Source organism: Lacinutrix sp. (genome assembly GCF_023299985.1).
Lineage (GTDB): Bacteria > Bacteroidota > Bacteroidia > Flavobacteriales > Flavobacteriaceae > Lacinutrix.
In genome coordinates, this window is sequence record NZ_JALZVX010000011.1 from 1 (window position 1) to 15,806 (window position 15,806).

At 34.5% G+C, this 15,806-nt stretch carries 30 protein-coding genes; all 30 read left to right on the forward strand.

Annotation, left to right across the window (positions count from 1 at the left end; genetic code table 11):
* Window positions 1-32: 32 nt before the first annotated feature.
* Window positions 33-407: a 30S ribosomal protein S12 gene (gene rpsL, locus Q0C58_RS00810; protein ID WP_013869047.1), complete on the forward strand. Its 375-nt coding sequence runs from the start codon at window positions 33-35 to the stop codon at window positions 405-407.
* Between the two features lie 24 nt (window positions 408-431).
* Window positions 432-908 carry a 30S ribosomal protein S7 gene (rpsG, locus tag Q0C58_RS00815; protein ID WP_290696403.1) on the forward strand — a complete coding sequence of 159 codons (477 nt, stop codon included), beginning with the start codon at window positions 432-434 and terminating at the stop codon, window positions 906-908.
* A gap of 6 nt (window positions 909-914) precedes the next feature.
* Window positions 915-3,041, forward strand: a complete 2,127-nt coding sequence (gene fusA, locus Q0C58_RS00820) for an elongation factor G (RefSeq protein ID WP_290696405.1) — start codon at window positions 915-917, stop codon at window positions 3,039-3,041.
* A gap of 12 nt (window positions 3,042-3,053) precedes the next feature.
* Window positions 3,054-3,359 carry a 30S ribosomal protein S10 gene (gene rpsJ / locus Q0C58_RS00825; protein ID WP_007650482.1) on the forward strand — a complete coding sequence of 102 codons (306 nt, stop codon included), beginning with the start codon at window positions 3,054-3,056 and terminating at the stop codon, window positions 3,357-3,359.
* A gap of 144 nt (window positions 3,360-3,503) precedes the next feature.
* Window positions 3,504-4,121, forward strand: coding sequence for a 50S ribosomal protein L3 (gene rplC, locus Q0C58_RS00830; protein ID WP_290696407.1), 618 nt, complete (start codon window positions 3,504-3,506; stop codon window positions 4,119-4,121).
* Window positions 4,121-4,750 carry a 50S ribosomal protein L4 gene (rplD, locus tag Q0C58_RS00835; protein ID WP_290696409.1) on the forward strand — a complete coding sequence of 210 codons (630 nt, stop codon included), beginning with the start codon at window positions 4,121-4,123 and terminating at the stop codon, window positions 4,748-4,750. Before rplC ends, rplD begins: the two co-directional genes overlap by 1 nt.
* A gap of 7 nt (window positions 4,751-4,757) precedes the next feature.
* Window positions 4,758-5,048 (forward strand): 50S ribosomal protein L23, encoded by a 291-nt coding sequence (gene rplW / locus Q0C58_RS00840; RefSeq protein ID WP_290696411.1) that lies wholly within the window; start codon window positions 4,758-4,760, stop codon window positions 5,046-5,048.
* Between the two features lie 10 nt (window positions 5,049-5,058).
* On the forward strand, window positions 5,059-5,883 hold the full coding sequence (rplB, locus tag Q0C58_RS00845) for a 50S ribosomal protein L2 (protein ID WP_290696413.1): 825 nt from the start codon (window positions 5,059-5,061) through the stop codon (window positions 5,881-5,883).
* Window positions 5,884-5,886: 3 nt separating this feature from the next.
* On the forward strand, window positions 5,887-6,165 hold the full coding sequence (gene rpsS, locus Q0C58_RS00850) for a 30S ribosomal protein S19 (protein WP_290696415.1): 279 nt from the start codon (window positions 5,887-5,889) through the stop codon (window positions 6,163-6,165).
* Window positions 6,166-6,171: 6 nt separating this feature from the next.
* Window positions 6,172-6,579, forward strand: coding sequence for a 50S ribosomal protein L22 (gene rplV, locus Q0C58_RS00855; protein ID WP_055435709.1), 408 nt, complete (start codon window positions 6,172-6,174; stop codon window positions 6,577-6,579).
* Between the two features lie 7 nt (window positions 6,580-6,586).
* A complete protein-coding gene (rpsC, locus tag Q0C58_RS00860) occupies window positions 6,587-7,309 on the forward strand; it encodes a 30S ribosomal protein S3 (protein ID WP_055435710.1) in 723 nt (240 codons plus the stop codon).
* 20 nt (window positions 7,310-7,329) lie between these two features.
* A complete protein-coding gene (rplP, locus tag Q0C58_RS00865) occupies window positions 7,330-7,749 on the forward strand; it encodes a 50S ribosomal protein L16 (RefSeq protein ID WP_290696419.1) in 420 nt (139 codons plus the stop codon).
* 12 nt (window positions 7,750-7,761) lie between these two features.
* Complete coding sequence (gene rpmC / locus Q0C58_RS00870; RefSeq protein WP_290696421.1) at window positions 7,762-7,953, forward strand: 50S ribosomal protein L29; 192 nt, start codon at window positions 7,762-7,764, stop codon at window positions 7,951-7,953.
* A 12-nt stretch (window positions 7,954-7,965) separates the two neighbouring features.
* Window positions 7,966-8,223 carry a 30S ribosomal protein S17 gene (gene rpsQ / locus Q0C58_RS00875; RefSeq protein WP_100996943.1) on the forward strand — a complete coding sequence of 86 codons (258 nt, stop codon included), beginning with the start codon at window positions 7,966-7,968 and terminating at the stop codon, window positions 8,221-8,223.
* A gap of 2 nt (window positions 8,224-8,225) precedes the next feature.
* Complete coding sequence (rplN, locus tag Q0C58_RS00880; protein ID WP_013869034.1) at window positions 8,226-8,594, forward strand: 50S ribosomal protein L14; 369 nt, start codon at window positions 8,226-8,228, stop codon at window positions 8,592-8,594.
* A 13-nt stretch (window positions 8,595-8,607) separates the two neighbouring features.
* On the forward strand, window positions 8,608-8,919 hold the full coding sequence (gene rplX, locus Q0C58_RS00885; RefSeq protein WP_290696425.1) for a 50S ribosomal protein L24: 312 nt from the start codon (window positions 8,608-8,610) through the stop codon (window positions 8,917-8,919).
* Window positions 8,920-8,921: 2 nt separating this feature from the next.
* On the forward strand, window positions 8,922-9,473 hold the full coding sequence (gene rplE / locus Q0C58_RS00890) for a 50S ribosomal protein L5 (protein ID WP_290696427.1): 552 nt from the start codon (window positions 8,922-8,924) through the stop codon (window positions 9,471-9,473).
* Window positions 9,474-9,476: 3 nt separating this feature from the next.
* Entirely contained in the window at window positions 9,477-9,746 is a 270-nt protein-coding gene (rpsN, locus tag Q0C58_RS00895; protein WP_034043320.1) for a 30S ribosomal protein S14, read from the forward strand.
* 60 nt (window positions 9,747-9,806) lie between these two features.
* Window positions 9,807-10,205, forward strand: coding sequence for a 30S ribosomal protein S8 (rpsH, locus tag Q0C58_RS00900; RefSeq protein ID WP_290696430.1), 399 nt, complete (start codon window positions 9,807-9,809; stop codon window positions 10,203-10,205).
* Window positions 10,206-10,224: 19 nt separating this feature from the next.
* The gene (gene rplF, locus Q0C58_RS00905) at window positions 10,225-10,767 is read left to right on the forward strand and encodes a 50S ribosomal protein L6 (RefSeq protein ID WP_290696432.1); all 543 of its coding nucleotides are present in this window, start codon (window positions 10,225-10,227) and stop codon (window positions 10,765-10,767) included.
* 10 nt (window positions 10,768-10,777) lie between these two features.
* Window positions 10,778-11,134, forward strand: coding sequence for a 50S ribosomal protein L18 (rplR, locus tag Q0C58_RS00910; RefSeq protein ID WP_290696434.1), 357 nt, complete (start codon window positions 10,778-10,780; stop codon window positions 11,132-11,134).
* A gap of 6 nt (window positions 11,135-11,140) precedes the next feature.
* A complete protein-coding gene (rpsE, locus tag Q0C58_RS00915; protein WP_290696436.1) occupies window positions 11,141-11,665 on the forward strand; it encodes a 30S ribosomal protein S5 in 525 nt (174 codons plus the stop codon).
* A gap of 11 nt (window positions 11,666-11,676) precedes the next feature.
* Complete coding sequence (gene rpmD, locus Q0C58_RS00920; protein WP_290696438.1) at window positions 11,677-11,859, forward strand: 50S ribosomal protein L30; 183 nt, start codon at window positions 11,677-11,679, stop codon at window positions 11,857-11,859.
* Between the two features lie 14 nt (window positions 11,860-11,873).
* Window positions 11,874-12,326, forward strand: coding sequence for a 50S ribosomal protein L15 (gene rplO, locus Q0C58_RS00925; RefSeq protein ID WP_290696440.1), 453 nt, complete (start codon window positions 11,874-11,876; stop codon window positions 12,324-12,326).
* A 15-nt stretch (window positions 12,327-12,341) separates the two neighbouring features.
* Entirely contained in the window at window positions 12,342-13,697 is a 1,356-nt protein-coding gene (secY, locus tag Q0C58_RS00930) for a preprotein translocase subunit SecY (RefSeq protein WP_290696442.1), read from the forward strand.
* Window positions 13,698-13,706: 9 nt separating this feature from the next.
* Complete coding sequence (gene infA, locus Q0C58_RS00935) at window positions 13,707-13,922, forward strand: translation initiation factor IF-1 (RefSeq protein ID WP_007094967.1); 216 nt, start codon at window positions 13,707-13,709, stop codon at window positions 13,920-13,922.
* A 5-nt stretch (window positions 13,923-13,927) separates the two neighbouring features.
* Complete coding sequence (gene ykgO / locus Q0C58_RS00940) at window positions 13,928-14,044, forward strand: type B 50S ribosomal protein L36 (protein WP_076732133.1); 117 nt, start codon at window positions 13,928-13,930, stop codon at window positions 14,042-14,044.
* A gap of 2 nt (window positions 14,045-14,046) precedes the next feature.
* Window positions 14,047-14,421 carry a 30S ribosomal protein S13 gene (rpsM, locus tag Q0C58_RS00945; RefSeq protein ID WP_290696446.1) on the forward strand — a complete coding sequence of 125 codons (375 nt, stop codon included), beginning with the start codon at window positions 14,047-14,049 and terminating at the stop codon, window positions 14,419-14,421.
* A gap of 109 nt (window positions 14,422-14,530) precedes the next feature.
* Complete coding sequence (rpsK, locus tag Q0C58_RS00950) at window positions 14,531-14,923, forward strand: 30S ribosomal protein S11 (RefSeq protein ID WP_290696448.1); 393 nt, start codon at window positions 14,531-14,533, stop codon at window positions 14,921-14,923.
* A 210-nt stretch (window positions 14,924-15,133) separates the two neighbouring features.
* On the forward strand, window positions 15,134-15,739 hold the full coding sequence (gene rpsD, locus Q0C58_RS00955) for a 30S ribosomal protein S4 (RefSeq protein WP_290696450.1): 606 nt from the start codon (window positions 15,134-15,136) through the stop codon (window positions 15,737-15,739).
* Window positions 15,740-15,806: the final 67 nt, after the last annotated feature.

Below are 15,806 nucleotides of genomic sequence, written 5' to 3' on the forward strand. Positions count from 1 at the left end.
AAGAGGTCAATTAAATTTATATATAAATATATATGCCAACAATTTCACAATTAGTAAGAAAAGGAAGAGCCAAAATAACCAAGAAGAGTAAATCGGCTGCTTTAGATTCTTGTCCACAAAGACGTGGTGTGTGTACTCGTGTTTATACAACAACACCTAAAAAACCAAACTCAGCAATGCGTAAGGTAGCAAGGGTGCGTTTGACAAACGGTAACGAGGTTAATGCATACATTGGCGGTGAAGGACATAATCTACAAGAGCATTCGATAGTATTGGTTAGAGGTGGAAGGGTAAAAGATTTACCAGGAGTTAGATATCACATTGTACGTGGTGCATTAGATACCGCAGGTGTCGATGGACGTACACAACGTAGATCTAAGTATGGTGCAAAACGCCCTAAGAAGTAATTTTTAAAACTTTAAGAAGAAGACATGAGAAAAAGAGCAGCGAAAAAAAGACCGCTTTTACCAGATCCGCGTTTTAACGATCAGTTAGTAACACGTTTTGTTAACATGATGATGTGGGACGGGAAAAAGTCAGTAGCTTTTAAAGTATTTTATGATGCAATTGATATCGTAGAAGAAAAGAAGACAGACGAGGAAAAAACTGGTTTGGAAGTATGGAAAGATGCATTATCTAACGTTATGCCTCACGTAGAAGTACGTAGTCGTAGAGTAGGTGGAGCAACATTTCAAATCCCTAACCCGATACGTGCAGATCGTAAGGTTTCTACAGCAATGAAATGGCTAATTAGCTTTTCGAGAAAGAGAAACGAAAAGTCTATGGCTCAGCGTTTAGCATCAGAAGTTTTAGCAGCAGCTAAAGAAGAAGGAGCAGCAGTTAAAAAGAAAACTGATACGCACAAAATGGCTGAAGCAAATAAAGCATTCTCTCACTTTAGATTTTAATAAGAAATGGCAAGAGATTTAAAATTCACAAGAAACATTGGAATAGCAGCTCATATTGATGCAGGTAAAACTACAACAACAGAGCGCGTTCTTTATTATACAGGAGTTTCACATAAAATTGGTGAAGTACATGATGGTGCTGCAACAATGGATTGGATGGAGCAAGAGCAGGAACGTGGTATTACTATTACGTCTGCCGCTACAACTTGTACATGGGAATTCCCACTTGATAATGGTGAGAAGACACCAGATACTAAAGGATATCATTTTAATATAATAGATACTCCTGGTCACGTAGATTTTACTGTAGAGGTAAATAGGTCTCTACGTGTATTAGATGGTTTAGTATTTTTGTTTAGTGCAGTTGATGGTGTTGAGCCACAATCTGAAACTAACTGGAGATTAGCAGATAACTATAAAGTACCAAGAATTGGTTTCGTTAATAAAATGGACCGTCAAGGATCAGACTTTTTAGGTGTTTGTCAACAAGTAAAAGACATGTTAAAGTCTAACGCGGTGCCAATTGTTTTAAACATTGGTGACGAAGAAGATTTTAAAGGTGTTATAGATTTAGTAAAAAATCGTGCTATTGTATGGCATGATGATACTCAAGGAGCAACATTCGATATTATCGATATTCCAGAGGATATGAAAGAAGAATCTCGAAAGTACCGTGCACTTTTAATTGAAGAAGTAGCAAGTTACGACGAGAATCTTTTAGAGAAATTTATGGAAGATGAAGATTCTATTACAGAAGATGAAGTGCATGCTGCACTTAGAGCTGCTGTAATGGATATGGCTATTATTCCAATGATTTGTGGTTCTGCTTTCAAAAACAAAGGTGTTCAGTTTTTATTAGATGCTGTATGTCGTTACTTGCCTTCTCCTATTGATAAGGAAGGTATTGTTGGTATGAATCCTGATACAGAAAAAGAAGAAATTCGTAAGCCAAGTGTAGATGAGCCTTTCGCAGCATTAGCTTTTAAAATTGCTACTGATCCTTTTGTAGGACGTTTAGCCTTTTTTAGAGCATATTCTGGTCGTTTAGATGCAGGTTCTTATGTTTTAAATAACCGTTCTGGTAAAAAAGAACGTATTTCACGTATATATCAAATGCATGCTAATAAGCAAAATGCAATTGATTATATAGAAGCTGGAGATATTGGAGCTGCTGTTGGATTTAAATCTATAAAAACAGGAGATACACTTTCAGCTGAAAAGCATCCTATCATTTTAGAGTCTATGGATTTCCCTGATCCAGTAATTGGTATTGCGGTTGAACCAAAAACTAAAGCAGATGTTGATAAGTTAGGTATTGGCTTAGGTAAATTAGCTGAAGAAGATCCAACATTTACTGTGAGATCAGACGAAGCTTCTGGACAGACTATAATATCAGGAATGGGTGAGCTTCACTTAGATGTAATTGTAGATCGTCTAAGACGTGAGTTTAATGTAGAAGTAAATCAAGGACAACCTCAAGTTGAATATAAAGAAGCTATTACAGCTGCTGCAGATCATAGAGAGGTTTATAAGAAACAATCTGGTGGTCGTGGTAAATTCGCAGATATTGTGTTTACTGTAGAACCAGCTGATGAAGGAGAAGTAGGACTTCAATTTAAGTCTGTGATTAAAGGTGGTAATGTTCCTAAAGAATTTATACCTTCAATTGAGAAAGGATTTAAGCAGGCAATGGTTAATGGGCCATTAGCAGGTTTTGAAGTTGATGCTATGAAAGTAACTTTGAGGGATGGATCATATCATGATGTCGATTCAGATCAATTATCTTTCGAATTAGCTGCAAAATTAGGGTTTAAAAACTGTGCTAAAGCAGCAAAAGCTGTAATCATGGAGCCTATTATGAAACTAGAAGTTATTACTCCAGAAGAAAACATGGGTGATATTGTAGGAGATTTAAACAGAAGAAGAGGTCAAGTAAGTGACATGGGAGATAGAGCTGGAGCAAAAACTGTAAAAGCAACTGTACCATTATCTGAAATGTTTGGATATGTAACAACATTAAGAACATTATCTTCGGGTCGTGCTACATCAACAATGGAATTTTCACATTATGCTCAAACACCTTCAAATATATCAGAAGAAGTGATTAAAGCAGCTAAAGGAGAACAATCTTAAAAAGTTAAGAAAATGAGTCAAAAAATTAGAATAAAATTAAAGTCTTACGATCATAACTTAGTAGATAAGTCTGCTGATAAGATTGTAAAAACTGTAAAGAGTACTGGAGCTGTTGTAACTGGACCAATTCCATTACCAACACACAAGAAAATTTTCACTGTATTACGTTCACCTCACGTTAATAAGAAGTCTAGAGAACAATTTCAATTAAGTTCTTACAAGAGATTATTAGATATATATTCTTCATCTTCTAAAACAATTGACGCTCTTATGAAGTTAGAGTTGCCAAGTGGTGTTGAAGTAGAAATAAAAGTTTAATTTAAACTTTACATGTCCCAAGCTGCGTGCGAAGGAAAAACGGAAAAAATACAATTCAAGGCTGAAACGTATTTTCAGCCTTGAATTTTTTGTAAACATGTAAAATGTAACATGTCAAATATTAATAATAAATAAATAATAATTATGTCTGGGTTAATTGGAAAAAAAATCGGTATGACCAGCATTTTCGATGAAAATGGTAAGAATATGCCATGTACAGTAATCGAAGCTGGACCATGTATCGTTACCCAAGTCAGAACTGAAGAAGTTGATGGTTATGTAGCCATTCAATTAGGTTTCGATGACGCGACAGAAAAAAGTGCTACTAAAGCAGACTTAGGTCATGTGAAAAAAGCAGGAACTTCTGTAAAACGCAAAATCGTAGAGTTTCAAGGTTTTGATGAGGAGTACAAATTAGGTGATGCAATCACTGTAGATCACTTTAAAGAAGGTGAATTTGTTGATGTTGCAGGAACATCAAAAGGTAAAGGATTTCAAGGAGTTGTAAAACGTCATGGTTTTGCTGGTGTAGGTCAAGCTACTCACGGTCAACACAATCGTTTAAGAGCGCCTGGATCTATTGGAGCTGCATCTTATCCTGCAAGAGTTTTCAAAGGTATGAAGATGGCAGGAAGAATGGGTGGAGACACTATTAAAGTTCAAAATTTAAGAGTTTTAAAAGTAGTTTCTGAAAAGAATCTACTTGTGGTTAAAGGATGTGTTCCTGGTCACAAAAACGCTTATGTAATTATTAGAAAATAATGAAGTTAGCAGTTTTAGATATAAACGGAAAAGAAACAGGTAGAAAGGCAGACCTTTCTAACAATGTTTTTGCTATTGAGCCTAATAATCATGCGGTATATTTAGATGTTAAACAATATTTAGCAAACCAAAGACAAGGTACTCATAAAGCTAAAGAAAGAGCAGAGATTACTGGATCTACACGTAAGATTAAAAAGCAGAAAGGAACGGGTACAGCTCGTGCTGGATCTATTAAGTCTGGTGTTTTTAGAGGAGGTGGACGTATGTTCGGGCCAAGACCTAGAAGTTACTCAATAAAACTTAATAAAAACTTGAAGAGATTAGCTCGTCAATCAGCTTTCAGTATCAAGGCAAACGAAAAGTCAATTGTTGTTTTAGAAGACTTCAATTTTGACTCTCCAAAGACTAAAAATTTCACTAATATTTTGAAAGCTTTAGACTTACAAAACAAAAAATCACTCTTCGTGTTGGGTGCTTCAAATAATAATGTATATTTGTCGTCACGCAATTTAAAAGGCTCTGAAGTTGTAATGTATTCAGAATTAAGCACTTATAAGATTTTAAATGCAAATCAAGTAGTGCTTTTAGAAGGAGCTTTAGAAGGAATTGTAACGAATTTAAGTAAATAAGAAACAGATGAATATCTTAATTAAACCTATTATCACAGAAAAAGCAACTGCAAACAGTGAGTTAAACAACTGTTTTAGCTTTTTTGTGAACACAAAGGCGAACAAGGTAGAAATAAAAAAAGCAGTGGAAGCTGCTTATGGAGTTTCTGTTGAAAAAGTTCGTACTATTAATGTCCGTCCAAATAGGAGTACAAAGTTCACAAAAACTGGTATTCAGCATGGTAAAACAAATGCAAAGAAAAAAGCAATTGTACAGCTGGCGGAAGGTGAGATAATTGATTTATACACTAACATGTAATTAAAGACAAATGTCAGTAAGAAAATTAAAACCAATCACACCAGGACAGCGATTTAGAGTTGTTAATGGATTTGACGCCATTACAACTGATAAGCCGGAGAAAAGTTTATTAGCTCCGAAAAAACGTTCAGGTGGAAGAAACAGTCAAGGCCGTATGACTATGCGCTACAAAGGTGGTGGTCATAAGAGAAGGTACCGTATTATGGATTTTAAAAGAACTAAAGTAGGAGTCCCTGCAGAAGTTGCTTCAATTCAATACGATCCTAACCGTACAGCGTTTATTGCGTTGTTAAATTACCAAGATGGTGAGAAAACTTATGTTATTGCTCAAAATGGCATGCAAGTTGGACAAACTGTTGTTTCAGGTGAAAATGCAGCTCCAGAAATTGGAAATGCAATGCCTTTAGCTAACATACCGTTAGGTACAATTATTTCTTGTATTGAGTTAAGACCGGGTCAAGGAGCTGTTATGGCTCGTAGTGCTGGAGCTTTCGCTCAGTTAATGGCAAGGGATGGTAGATTTGCAACTGTAAAATTACCTTCAGGTGAAACAAGATTAATCTTGGTTACTTGTATGGCCACAATTGGAGTAGTATCTAATTCAGATCACCAATTATTAGTGTCAGGTAAAGCAGGTAGATCTAGATGGTTAGGTAGAAGACCAAGAACTAGACCAGTAGTTATGAATCCAGTCGATCATCCAATGGGTGGTGGTGAAGGTAAGTCATCTGGTGGTCATCCACGTTCTAGAAACGGTATACCAGCTAAAGGATTTAGAACACGTTCTAAAACTAAAGCAAGTAACAAATATATTGTAGAACGTAGAAAAAAATAAGACATGGCAAGATCATTAAAAAAAGGACCTTACGTTCATTATAAACTAGAGAAAAAAGTGGCTACTAATGTAGAAACTAACAAAAAAACGGTAATCAAAACTTGGTCAAGAGCAAGTATGATTACTCCTGATTTTGTTGGACAAACAATAGCTGTACACAATGGACGTCAATTTGTTCCAGTATATGTTACTGAAAACATGGTAGGTCATAAATTAGGAGAATTTTCACCAACAAGATCTTTTAGAGGTCACGCTGGTGCTAAAAATAAAGGTAAAAAGTAGTAAGCTATGGGAAGTCGTAAAAAACAAATGGCAGACGCTATCAAGGAAGGTAAAAAGCAAATCGCTTTCGCTAAACTTAATAACTGTCCTACATCACCGAGAAAAATGCGTTTAGTAGCCGATTTAGTAAGAGGCGAACGCGTGGAAAAAGCACTTAACATTTTAAAGTTTAGTTCTAAGGAAGCTTCAAAGCGTTTAGAAACTTTGTTAGTATCTGCAATTGCAAACTGGCAAGCTAAAAATGAAGATGCTTCTATAGAAGAGGCTGAACTTTTTGTTAAAGAGATTAGAGTTGATGGAGGATCTATGTTAAAAAGATTACGTCCAGCACCTCAAGGTCGTGCACACAGAATAAGAAAACGTTCTAACCACGTAACAATCGTAGTTGGAGCTAATAATAATACACAAAGCTAAGATAGATATGGGACAAAAGACAAATCCAATCGGAAATCGCTTAGGAATTATCAGAGGATGGGAATCTAACTGGTATGGAGGTAACGATTATGGAGACAAACTTGCTGAAGATTATAAAATCAGAGAGTATGTACACGCACGTTTATCTAAAGCAAGTGTAAGTAGAGTAATAATCGAAAGAACTTTAAAACTTGTAACCGTTACTATCACAACTGCTAGACCTGGTATAATTATTGGAAAAGGTGGTCAAGAGGTAGACAAGTTAAAAGAAGAACTTAAGAAAATTACTGGTAAAGAAGTTCAGATCAATATCTTTGAGATTAAAAGACCTGAACTAGATGCGTTTTTAGTAGGAACTAGCATCGCTCGTCAAATTGAAAATAGAATTTCATATAGACGTGCAATAAAGATGGCTATTGCTGCTACAATGCGTATGAATGCCGAAGGAATTAAAATTCAAATTAGTGGTCGTTTAAATGGTGCTGAAATGGCACGATCTGAACACTATAAAGATGGACGTATTCCTTTATCTACTTTTAGAGCCGATATTGATTATGCTTTAGTTGAGGCACACACTACTTATGGTAGACTTGGTGTTAAAGTATGGATCATGAAAGGTGAAGTATATGGTAAAAGAGAACTTTCTCCTCTTGTTGGATTATCTAAGAAGCAAGGAAAAGGTGGACGAGGCGGAAGAGATAATAAGAATCAATCTCGTCGTAGAAAGTAATTTTTTAAATAACAAGAAAAATGTTACAGCCTAAAAAAACAAAATTTCGTAAACAACAAAAAGGACGTATGAAAGGTAATGCCGGAAGAGGGCACCAACTATCTAACGGAACTTTTGGAATAAAATCACTTGATTCGAACTTTTTAACTTCGCGTCAAATAGAAGCAGCTCGTATTGCAGCTACTCGTCACATGAAAAGAGAAGGGCAACTTTGGATAAAGATATTTCCAGATAAGCCTATTACAAAGAAACCTCTCGAAGTACGTATGGGTAAAGGTAAAGGAGCCGTAGAATATTGGGCAGCAGTTGTAAAACCAGGTAGAGTCCTTTTTGAAATAGGAGGAGTGCCATTAGACGTTGCAAAAGAAGCATTACGTTTAGCAGCACAAAAGTTACCTGTAAAAACAAAGTTTTTAATCGCTAGAGATTTTGAAGCATAATTTATTGATATTATGAAACAATCAGAAATTAAAGAACTAAGTGTAACCGAGTTACAAGAGAAATTCGGTGAGACAAAGAAGAGTTATTCAGACCTAAAAATGGCACATGCAATATCTCCTTTAGATAACCCAATTCAATTACGATCTGTAAGAAGAGATGTAGCTAGATTGGCAACGGAATTAACTAAAAGAGAATTACAATAATTCTGCTGAAAGATGGAAAAAAGAAACTTAAGAAAAGAACGTATAGGAATAGTTACTAGTAACAAAATGATGAAATCAATTGTTGTTGCCGAAGTAAAAAAAGTGAAACATCCTATGTACGGAAAGTTCGTTTTAAAAACGAAGAAATACGTAGCACACGACGAAACAAACGACTGTAACATTGGTGATACAGTAAAGATCATGGAAACTAGACCTTTATCTAAATCTAAATGTTGGAGATTAGTTGAAATAATTGAAAGAGCGAAGTAATTATGGTACAACAAGAATCAAGAATAAAAGTAGCAGATAACACTGGAGCAAAAGAAGTTTTAGTAATCCGTGTTTTAGGAGGTACTAAAAGAAGATATGCTTCTGTAGGTGATAAAGTTGTTGTTTCTGTTAAAGATGCAACTCCTAATGGAAACATTAAGAAAAAGGCAGTTTCTACAGCAGTTGTTGTACGTACTAAAAAAGAAGTAAGACGTCCTGATGGATCTTATATAAGATTCGACGATAATGCTTGTGTACTTTTAAACCCAACGGGTGAAATGAGAGGAACACGTGTATTTGGACCTGTTGCTAGAGAACTTCGTGATAAACAATTCATGAAAATTGTATCATTAGCACCAGAAGTGCTTTAAGACATTTATAAAGATGACAAAGCTTAAAATAAAATCTGGAGATACTGTAAAAGTAATTGCTGGAGATCACAAAGGATCAGAAGGTAAAGTACAAAAGGTATTTGCAGATAAGAACAAGGCGATCGTTGAGGGCGTGAACATGGTAAAAAAACATACTAAGCCAAGTGCACAAAGTCCTCAAGGAGGAATCGTAGAGAAAGAAGCTCCTATTCAAATTTCAAACTTATCATTGTTAACTTCAAAAGGTGAAGCAACAAGAGTAGGTTATAGAACGGAAGATGGAAAGAAAGTAAGATTTTCAAAAAAATCAAACGAAGTAATATAGTTATGGCATATTCACCTAGACTTAAAGAAGAGTATAAAAGCAAAGTAATTGCAGCTCTTACAGAAGAATTTGGTTATAGTAATGTAATGCAAGTACCTAAACTTAAAAAGATAGTTTTATCTAGAGGAGTTGGTGCTGCAGTTGCAGATAAAAAATTAGTTGACTACGCTTTAGACGAGTTAACAACTATAACAGGACAGAAAGCTATCGCTACATTGTCTAAAAAGGATGTTGCAACTTTCAAATTACGTAAAGGTATGCCAATTGGTGCTATGGTTACGTTAAGAGGAGAAAGAATGTACGAGTTTTTAGACCGTTTAGTAACTTCAGCTTTACCACGTGTTAGAGATTTCAATGGTATAAAAGCTAAAGGTTTTGATGGAAGAGGTAACTACAATTTAGGAGTTGTAGAGCAAATTATATTTCCAGAATTAGATATTGATAAAATCAATAAAATCTCAGGAATGGATATTACATTTGTAACTTCTGCTGAAACTGATAAAGAAGCAAAATCATTATTAACAGAATTAGGTTTACCTTTTCAAAAGAACTAAGATATGGCTAAAGAATCAATGAAAGCCCGTGAGGTGAAAAGAGCTAAAACAGTAGCTAAATATGCTGAGAAACGTAAAGCTTTAAAAGAAGCTGGAGATTATGAAGCATTACAAAAGTTACCCAAAAATGCTTCTCCAGTTCGTATGCACAATAGATGTAAATTAACTGGAAGACCTAAAGGTTACATGCGTACATTTGGTATTTCTCGTGTAACGTTCAGAGAAATGGCTAACCAAGGTTTAATACCTGGCGTTAGAAAGGCAAGTTGGTAAAAATTTAAATTGGTCTAAGGTTTGTAATAACGCGAAAACCAAGTCCACAAATTAATAAATATGTATACAGATCCAATTGCAGATTACCTTACAAGAGTTAGAAACGCTGTGCGTGCTAACCATAGAGTAGTGGAAATTCCTGCATCAAATTTAAAAAAGGACATAACTAAAATATTATTCGATCAAGGATATATATTAAGTTATAAGTTCGATGATTCTTCAGTACAAGGAACTATTAAAATAGCCCTTAAGTACAATAAAGAAACAAAAGAACCAGTAATTAGAAAATTACAAAGAATCAGTAAACCTGGTTTGCGTTTATATTCTGGTTCAACTGAATTACCTCGTATTCTTAACGGTTTAGGTATTGCTATAGTTTCTACTTCTCATGGAGTAATGACTGGTAAGCAAGCACAACGTGAGAATGTAGGTGGTGAAGTTTTATGTTACGTTTACTAATCTATAAAACAAGAAAGAGATGTCAAGAATAGGAAATAATCCAGTGGCAATTCCAGAAGGAGTTACTATAGAAGTAAAAGATAACGTTATTACAGCAAAAGGTAAGTTAGGTGAACTAACTCAGTCTTATAATACTGTAGAGGTTAAAGTTGAAGAAGGAAATGTGTTAGTAACACGTTCTTCTGATAATAAAGAAAGTAAAGCTAAGCACGGTTTATACAGATCACTTGTCAACAATATGGTTGCAGGTGTATCAAAAGGTTGGACAAAAGAGCTTGAGCTAGTAGGAGTAGGATATAGAGCAAGTAACCAAGGTCAGAGACTAGAATTAGCCTTAGGTTTTTCTCATAACATTGTTTTGAGCGTAGCACCAGAAGTGAAAGTGGAAACAGTTTCAGATAAAGGTAAAAATCCAATCATTAAGTTAACATCTCACGACAAACAACTTGTTGGACAAGTAGCTGCTAAAATTCGCGGATTTAGACCACCAGAGCCTTATAAAGGAAAAGGTGTGAAGTTTGTAGGTGAAGTACTAAGAAGAAAAGCTGGTAAATCAGCATAATAATTAAGTTATGGCGTTAACAAAAAACGAAAGAAGACTAAGAATTAAAAACAGAATCCGTAAGGTTATATCTGGTACAGAAGCAAAACCAAGATTAGCTGTTTTTAGAAGTAATAAAGAAATTTATGCTCAAGTAGTTGATGATGTTACAGGTAAAACTTTAGCAGCAGCATCCTCAAGAGATAAAGACATTAGTTCTGTAAAAGGTAACAAAAGTGAAGCTGCTACATTAGTAGGTAAATCAGTTGCCGAAAAAGCAATTAAAGCAGGAGTAAGCACTATCGCTTTTGATAGAGGTGGATACCAATATCATGGTAGAGTAAAATCATTAGCTGAAGGAGCTAGAGAAGCAGGACTTAAATTCTAAGAAATTATGTATAAAAAATACAGAAGTGCAGAGTTAGTAAAACCAAGTGGATTAGATCTTAAAGATCGTTTAATTGGTGTACAAAGAGTTACTAAGGTAACTAAAGGTGGTAGAGCATTTGGTTTTTCAGCAATCGTAGTTGTTGGAGATGAAGCAGGTGTTGTAGGACATGGTTTAGGAAAGTCTAAAGATGTAGCAAGTGCAATTGCAAAAGCTATTGAAGACGCTAAAAAGAACCTAGTTCGTATTCCTATTATAAAAGGAACTTTACCTCATGAACAAAAAGGTAAATATGGTGGAGGAAGTGTAAATATAATTCCTGCAGCTCCTGGTACAGGAGTAATTGCTGGTGGAGCTGTAAGAGCAGTTCTTGAAGCAGTTGGAGTACACGATGTATTATCTAAGTCTCAAGGATCATCAAACCCACATAATGTAGTAAAAGCTACCTTTGATGCATTATTGCAATTAAGAAGTGCTCAAACTATTGCTCGTGAAAGAGGTATATCTTTAGAGAAAGTTTTTAACGGTTAATATTTACAGAAATGGCAAAAATAAAAGTAACAAAAGTTAAGAGCGCAATTAACCGTACTAAAAGACAAAAGTTAACATTATTAGCTTTAGGACTAAAAAAAGTAGGTCAAACTATTGAGCACGATAACACTCCTAATATTTTAGGAATGATTAGAAAAGTTAATCACTTAGTTTCTGTTGAAGAAACTAAATAACAATATACTGAAAAATGAATTTAAGTAATTTAAAACCTGCAGAAGGTTCAGTAAAAAATCAAGGTAAAAGAATAGGTAGAGGTCAAGGTTCTGGAAAAGGTGGTACTGCAACACGTGGTCACAAAGGAGCAAAATCTCGTTCTGGTTATTCTAAGAAGGTTGGTTTTGAAGGTGGTCAAATGCCACTTCAGAGACGTGTACCTAAATTTGGTTTTACAAATATCAATCGTATAGAGCATCAAGGTATTAACTTAGATACGCTTCAGAAATTGGTAGATGATAAGAAAATTAAGGATACATTAGATTTTGAAACTATTGTTTCTCTAAGGTTAGCTGGTAAAAACGAGCTTGTAAAAATCTTAGGAAGAGGAGAGTTGAAATCTAAATTAACTGTAACTGCACATAAATTTACTGCTACTGCAAAAGCCGCTATTGAAGCTGCTGGAGGAAAAGCAGTAACTTTATAAGATCTACTAAAGCATATGAAATTTATAGAAACGATAAAGAATGTTTGGAAAATCGAGGAACTAAGAAACCGTATCGTATTTACTTTAGGTTTATTATTAGTTTATCGTTTTGGAGCACAAGTTGTTTTACCAGGTATTGATGCTACACAATTAGCAAGTTTACAAGAACAAGCAGGTAATGGAGGAATATTTGGTTTATTAAATGCCTTTACAGGTGGAGCTTTTGCAAATGCATCAGTTTTTGCTTTAGGTATTATGCCTTATATCTCTGCTTCAATTGTAGTTCAGTTAATGGGAATAGCCATTCCTTATTTACAGAAATTGCAAAAAGAAGGTGCTAGTGGACAAAAGAAGATAACTCAAATAACAAGATGGTTAACTATTGGTATCTGTTTAGTGCAGGCACCTGGTTATTTAGCTAGTTTACAACCAATGTTTGGCATTCCAAATTCTGCCTTTTTACTAGGGCAAGGTGGTGTTTTCTATTTTTCATCTATAGTAATATTAGTTACAGGTTGTATTTTTGCTATGTGGTTAGGAGAGAAAATTACAGATAAAGGAATTGGTAATGGTATTTCATTATTAATTATGGTTGGTATTATTGCAACATTACCTAAATCTTTCTTACAAAACATGAGTGCTAGATTTACATCAGGAAATGGAGCTATGATGATTCTTTTTGAAATAGTAATATGGTTTGCAATTATTGCAGCATCTATTCTATTAGTTATGGCTGTTAGAAAAATAGCTGTACAATATGCAAGAAGATCTGCAACTGGAGGATACGAGAAAAATGTATTTGGTGGTGCAAGACAATTTATACCATTAAAACTTAATGCTTCTGGAGTAATGCCAATTATATTTGCTCAAGCAATTATGTTTGTGCCAGGTTTAATAGGAAGTTCATCTTTATTAAAAGAAACTACAACTGGTCAATGGATGGTTGCTAACTTTGCTGATATGTTTGGATTATGGTATAATGTCGTTTTTGCATTATTAATTATAATATTTACCTATTTCTATACAGCTATTACTGTGCCTACAAATAAAATGGCTGACGATTTAAAACGTAGTGGTGGTTTTATACCAGGAATACGTCCAGGTGGTGAAACATCAGAATATTTAGACAAAATAATGTCACAAATAACATTACCAGGATCAATATTCTTAGCGTTGATTGCTATCTTCCCAGCATTCGTTTTTAGTTTAATGGGAGTTCAGTCAGGTTGGGCATTGTTTTTTGGAGGAACATCGTTATTAATTATGGTTGGAGTTGCAATCGATACTATGCAACAAGTAAATTCTTATTTGTTAAATAGACACTATGATGGCTTAATGAAAACTGGTAAAAATAGAAAAGCAGTAGCTTAATATTATACTATGGCAAAACAAGCAGCAATAGAACAAGACGGAACAATTATAGAGGCATTATCTAATGCAATGTTTCGTGTAGAATTAGAAAACGGTCACATTGTGACGGCACACATATCAGGTAAAATGCGTATGCATTACATTAAGTTGTTACCAGGTGATAAAGTAAAATTAGAAATGAGTCCTTACGATTTAACTAAGGCTCGAATAACTTATAGATACTAACAGAGATGAAAGTAAGAGCATCAGTTAAAAAGAGAAGCGTAGATTGTAAAATTGTACGTAGAAAAGGAAGACTTTACGTCATTAACAAAAAGAATCCTAGATTCAAACAAAGACAAGGATAATTATGGCTAGAATTGCAGGTGTAGACATACCAAAAAACAAAAGAGGAGTTATTTCATTAACTTATATCTACGGAGTAGGTAGAAGTAGAGCTCAAGAAATTTTAGCAACAGCTAAAGTAGATGAAAGTATCAAAGTTCAAGATTGGGACGATGATCAAATAGCAGCCATTCGTGAGTCTGTTGGTACATTTACTATCGAAGGTGAATTACGTTCTGAAACACAATTAAACATTAAGCGATTAATGGATATTGGATGTTACAGAGGTATTCGTCATAGAGTTGGTTTACCTTTAAGAGGTCAACGTACTAAAAACAACTCTAGAACAAGAAAAGGTAGAAGAAAAACTGTTGCTAACAAGAAGAAGGCAACTAAATAATAATTAGAAATTTGGTCTTTAGTGTTTAGACGTTGGAAAGAATCTGTTTGAAATTATTTAGGTTTAGGATTCTAGCGACTATCAACTAACTACTTAGAACTATAGAAATATGGCAAAGACAAATGCAAAATCAACTAAAAAACGTAAAGTTATAGTTGAATCTGTTGGAGAAGCGCACATTACTGCGTCTTTTAACAACATAATTATCTCATTAACAAACAAAAAAGGTGACGTTATTTCATGGTCATCTGCAGGTAAAATGGGATTTAGAGGTTCTAAAAAGAACACACCTTACGCAGCTCAACTGTGTGCAGAAGATGCATCAGGAGTAGCTAAAGAAGCTGGATTAAAAAAAGTAAAAGTTTACGTTAAAGGACCAGGAAATGGTAGAGAATCTGCTATACGTTCTATTCATAATGCAGGCATTGAAGTAACAGAAATTATTGATGTTACACCATTGCCACATAATGGATGTCGTCCTCCAAAGCGTAGAAGAGTATAATTACATTGCATTATAATGCATGTATTTAATACTTATAAATACAAATCACATAAATTAATATCACCTATAATACATAGGTGATGTTGTTTTTTTATGTAAATTTGCAGACTGAAAAATAATAATTAACAAGTATCAACAGAGAGATCAACGCTAGTCGAAGGATAAGATTAAGACCTTAATTCACCAAGCACTCTCAAAAAACAATTTAAAATGGCAAGATATACTGGTCCTAAAACTAAAATAGCTCGTAAATTTGGCGAAGCTATATTCGGAGATGACAAAGCTTTTGAAAAAAGAAATTATCCTCCTGGACAACACGGAAACGCAAGACGTCGTGGAAAAAAATCTGAATACGCAATCCAGTTAATGGAAAAGCAAAAAGCTAAATATACTTATGGTATTTTAGAAAAGCAATTCAGAAACATGTTTAAAAAAGCAACTGCATCTCCAGGAATTACTGGTGAAGTTTTATTACAACTATGTGAGTCTAGATTAGACAATGTTGTTTTTAGAATGGGAGTTGCACCTACAAGAAGTGCAGCAAGACAATTAGTTTCGCACAGACATATTACTGTAAATGGTGGTTTGGTAAATGTACCATCTTATCATGTTAAAGCAGGAGATGTTATTGCAGTAAGAGAAAAGTCTAAATCTCTTGAAACTATAGATAGATCTTTATCAAACTCAAGTAATGTTTACGAATGGATAACTTGGAATACAGCAACTAAGCAAGGAACTTTTGTTTCTACTCCTGCTAGAATTCAAATTCCAGAAAACATTAATGAGCAATTTATCGTAGAATTATACTCTAAATAATAATTAATAACATTGGTATTTGGCCAAAGGATTTATTAGTGTTCTTCAAACTTTTAAATCGCGCAAC